The organism is Polaromonas sp. UBA4122 (assembly GCA_002381615.1).
Taxonomy (GTDB): Bacteria; Pseudomonadota; Gammaproteobacteria; order Burkholderiales; family Burkholderiaceae_C; genus Polaromonas.
In genome coordinates this window covers 356-3929 of record DFWY01000095.1, presented here as the reverse complement: position 1 = coordinate 3929, position 3574 = coordinate 356, and the positions used below count along the sequence as shown (strand labels likewise).

At 55.5% G+C, this 3574-nt stretch carries 6 protein-coding genes and 1 pseudogene; all 7 read right to left on the bottom strand.

The features are described 5' to 3' along the window. Positions 1–192 (bottom strand): annotated as a pseudogene (gene rplL, locus B3F77_RS12900) (50S ribosomal protein L7/L12); the annotation flags it as partial. Positions 193–274: 82 nt separating this feature from the next. Then, on the bottom strand, positions 275–814 hold the full coding sequence (gene rplJ, locus B3F77_RS12895; protein WP_293605337.1) for a 50S ribosomal protein L10: 540 nt from the start codon (positions 812–814) through the stop codon (positions 275–277). Continuing rightward, entirely contained in the window at positions 811–1071 is a 261-nt protein-coding gene (locus B3F77_RS12890; protein ID WP_293605336.1) for a hypothetical protein, read from the bottom strand. The genes rplJ and B3F77_RS12890 overlap by 4 nt, the downstream gene beginning before the upstream one ends. Positions 1072–1081: 10 nt before the next feature. Next, entirely contained in the window at positions 1082–1777 is a 696-nt protein-coding gene (gene rplA / locus B3F77_RS12885; protein ID WP_293605335.1) for a 50S ribosomal protein L1, read from the bottom strand. Next, positions 1774–2208, bottom strand: coding sequence for a 50S ribosomal protein L11 (gene rplK, locus B3F77_RS12880; protein ID WP_011485322.1), 435 nt, complete (start codon positions 2206–2208; stop codon positions 1774–1776). The genes rplA and rplK overlap by 4 nt, the downstream gene beginning before the upstream one ends. 196 nt (positions 2209–2404) lie before the next feature. Continuing rightward, positions 2405–2932 carry a transcription termination/antitermination protein NusG gene (gene nusG / locus B3F77_RS12875; RefSeq protein ID WP_293605339.1) on the bottom strand — a complete coding sequence of 176 codons (528 nt, stop codon included), beginning with the start codon at positions 2930–2932 and terminating at the stop codon, positions 2405–2407. Between the two features lie 68 nt (positions 2933–3000). After that, positions 3001–3384 (bottom strand): preprotein translocase subunit SecE, encoded by a 384-nt coding sequence (gene secE / locus B3F77_RS12870; RefSeq protein ID WP_293605334.1) that lies wholly within the window; start codon positions 3382–3384, stop codon positions 3001–3003. Positions 3385–3574: the final 190 nt, after the last annotated feature.

The following is a 3574-nucleotide window of genomic DNA, read 5'->3' as shown; positions in this document are numbered from 1 at the left end:
GTATAAGAGACAGACATTGAAGTCGGTCTTCTCTTCAACAGCTGCAGCACCAGCACCACCGGCAGCAGCGGGAGCTGCCATGGCGGCTGCGCTCACACCAAATTTCTCTTCGATGGCTTTTACCAGATCGTTGAGTTCGAGGACCGTCATGCTATCCAGCGCGGTCAAAAATGCGTCTTTATCGAATGCCATTTTGATTTCCTAAAAAGTTCTTTAACAGTTGGGGACAGAGCTTGCGCTACGCGCTGCGGTCTGTCCCGCAAGGGTCTATCGTTTACGCCGCCGCGGGCTCTGCAGCGGGCGCCGCGGCTCCTGCCACATCGTCGCCGCCGCCTTTTTTCGCCGCCAGCGCGCCCAGCACAACGGCCGTACGCGAGATGGGCGACATCAGCAAGCCACACAACATAGCCAACAACACGTCCTTGGAAGGAATGCTGGCCAGTTGCTTCACGCCGTTCACGTCCAGGGGTTTGCCACCAAATGCACCACCGCGAATCACCAACTTGTCGTTGGTTTTCGCGAAGTCAGCTACCACTTTTGCAGCAGCTACAGCATCGATGGAAAAGCCATAGATCAACGGACCGGTCATCTGGTCGGACACGACTTCGAATGCGCTTCCCACCACGGCACGGCGAGCCAGGGTGTTCTTCAGAACACTCAGGTTCACGCCTTTGTCGCGGGCTTGGCTGCGCAGCTTGGTCATGTCAGCGACCGTGATGCCACGGTATTCCGCCATCACGAGCGTTTGAGCTTTAGCGGCGAGGCCGGTCACTTCATCAATGACGGCTTGTTTCTCACTGCGATTGAGACTCAAGGTCTACTCCTTAAAAATGTGCAGTCGGGTTTCAGCTTGCGCATCAACCGTTCAACACGCTCATATTCAGCGACCAACTGTTTCAGATTCTTTTCAAAACCATCTGCAGCGGGACCGCCATCTGCGTTGGCTGTCTTTCGATTAAGTGCCTGGCCCAAACCTAGTTCATTTGGGCTGGCACGCCAACGGTCTTGGATGACCTGCCGGAGCGAACCCCGGCAGCCCACCACATTGAACAGCCCTTGCGAGCTATTCAAATTTTTTCGATTACGCCGCGATGGTTTGCGTGTCGACGCGCACGCCCACACCCATCGTTGACGAAACCGCTACTTTCTTCAAATACACGCCCTTGCTCGTAGCAGGCTTGGCCTTGATCAACGCATCGACCAATGCAGCCAGATTGCCTTGCAGCTTGTCGGTATCAAACGAACGGCGGCCAATGGTGCCGTGCACAATACCGGCCTTGTCAACGCGGAACTGGACCTGCCCGGCTTTTGCATTTTTAACTGCGGTAGCGACATCAGGCGTCACGGTGCCCACCTTGGGGTTGGGCATCAGGCCACGTGGGCCCAGAATCTGGCCCAGCGTACCCACGATGCGCATGGCATCGGGGGAAGCAATCACGACGTCGAAATCCATCTTGCCGGCTTTGATTTCAGCAGCCAGATCGTCCATGCCAACGATGTCGGCACCGGCGGCTTTGGCTTCCTCAGCCTTGGCGCCCTGGGCAAACACGGCAACGCGCTTAGTCTTGCCGGTGCCATTCGGCAACACGACAGCGCCACGAACGACCTGGTCAGATTTCTTGGCATCAATGCCGAGCTGCACAGCCACATCGATGGATTCATCAAACTTGGCGACGGCAAACTCTTTGACAAGACCCAGTGCATCAGGCACTGCGTACAGCTTGTTGCTGTCGATCTTGTCACCGACGGTTTTTTGACGTTTGGTCAGCTTGCTCATACAACACCCTCCACCGTCACACCCATGGAGCGGGCAGAACCGGCAATAGTACGGACTGCAGCGTCGAGATCGGCCGCAGTCATGTCTTTCATTTTGGTTTTGGCAATTTCTTCCAGCTGCGCGCGGGTGATCTTGCCCACTTTGGCGGTGTGCGGCGTGGCAGAACCCTTGTCGAGCTTGATGGCCTTCTTGATCAGGGTGACCGCCGGAGGCGTCTTGATGATGAAGGTAAAGCTCTTGTCTGCGTAAGCGGTGATCACCACAGGCAGCGGCAGGCCTGGCTCAACACCCTGGGTCTGGGCATTGAATGCCTTGCAGAATTCCATGATGTTCAAGCCGCGCTGACCCAGCGCCGGGCCAATCGGGGGGGACGGGTTGGCCTTGCCAGCTGGCACTTGCAGCTTGACGAAGCCGACGATTTTTTTCGCCATACTTTTCTCCTTGCGGGTCATAACGCCTGAACGCTGTTTTATTAAACAGGTCCAGACTCCCCGGGGTTACACAACTCAATCATGGTTCAGAAGAACCATTCGCGCCGAGTTGCAAAGCGCAAAATTCATCTAATCAGTTAAGGATAGAGCAACGCGGCGCCGCGCGCATTGCGCTATCCCGAAAACATCAGGATTCTCAGGTCTTTTCGATCTGGCTGAATTCCAGCTCTACCGGTGTCGCACGTCCAAAAATCGTGACCGACACACGCACCTTGTTCTTGTCGTAGTTGACCTCTTCCACCGTGCCATTGAAGTCGGTGAATGGGCCATCCTTGACGCGGACATACTCGCCCGTTTCAAATTCAACCTTGTGGCGCGGCTTCTCGGTGCCAACCTGCATCTGGTTCACGATTTTCTGGACATCTTCCTCGGAAATCGGGGACGGACGGTTCTTGGCCCCACCGACAAATCCGGTGACCTTATTGGTGTGCTTCACCAAGTGCCAGGTCTCGTCATCCATGACCATCTCGACCAACACATAACCCGGGAAGAAACGGCGCTCAGTCGTTTTCTTCTGGCCGTTCTTGATCTCGACCACCTCTTCAGTCGGCACCAGGAAACGGCCAAACTTGGACTGCATGCCCGCACGGTTGATGCGCTCAACAATATTACGCTCAGCGGCTTTTTCCATACCGGAATAGGCATGTACGACATACCACTGCATGCCGGGGGTCGGCGTGAGGGACGTACCGGCCGCCACTTCGCTGACTACAGTGCCGTTCAGATCGCTCATTATTTTTTCCATCCCAGGATCAGGTCGTAAAACACCCATTCGAGGGTCTTGTCTGTCAACCACAAAAACAAGGCCATGATCACCACAAAGCCGAACACATAAGCCGTCATTTGCATGGCCTCTTTACGGGCTGGCCAGACGACTTTTCTTACTTCACGCAAGGAGTCCCGCCCGAAAGCCATAAACTGCTTGCCCAGCTCCGACGTCACGAAAATGACAACAGCCGCCAGCAATCCCGCAATCAGGACGCCCCACTGGGCAACTTGGCCCCGCCTGCCCAGCAGGTAAAAACCTACCAGCGAAGCCAGCACCAGAGCGACAGCCAGCACCAGCTTGGCCTTGTCGGCGTTGGTGCTGACGGTTTCAACTTGAGAAGATGCCATGATTGCCGGATTTCCTGTTCAATCTTCGTGCGTCTCTTCAGACGCTTAAGCCCACCTGAAGTTTTTCACTCCTGGCGGGCTTGCTTATTATCTTTTCAAACCACCTGCGGCATCGACATACATCAACAACCGGGTGGCAGGGGCAGAAGGAATCGAACCATCAACCTTCGGTTTTGGAGACCGACGCTCT